This window comes from Cobetia sp. SIMBA_158 (genome assembly GCF_046566945.1).
Taxonomy (GTDB): domain Bacteria; phylum Pseudomonadota; class Gammaproteobacteria; order Pseudomonadales; family Halomonadaceae; genus Cobetia; species Cobetia amphilecti.
Map to the genome: position 1 here is coordinate 1 of NZ_JAWJYL010000744.1, position 252 is coordinate 252.

Below are 252 nucleotides of genomic sequence, written 5' to 3' on the forward strand. Positions count from 1 at the left end.
GGGGGAGCGCGGCTGGCATCGTGTCGCGCAAGCAGGTGAGGAAGGCCCAGCAGAATACATCCGCACGGCGGTTGAGGTGCTGGGGGTGGAGCGTATGGATCACGGCGTGCGCTGCCTGGAAGATGCCGCTCTGGTGGCGGAACTGGCCGAGCCGCGTATACCGCTGACGGTGTGCCCACTGTCCAATGTCGTGCTCAAGGTGGTGGTGCGAATGGAAGCCCACCCGCTGCCGAAGCTGATCGAGGCGGGCCT

Annotated in this window: 1 pseudogene; it reads left to right on the top strand. The window is 66.3% G+C overall.

From position 1 onward, the window contains the following. Window positions 1-252 (top strand): annotated as a pseudogene (locus R2R70_RS21780) (adenosine deaminase); the annotation flags it as partial.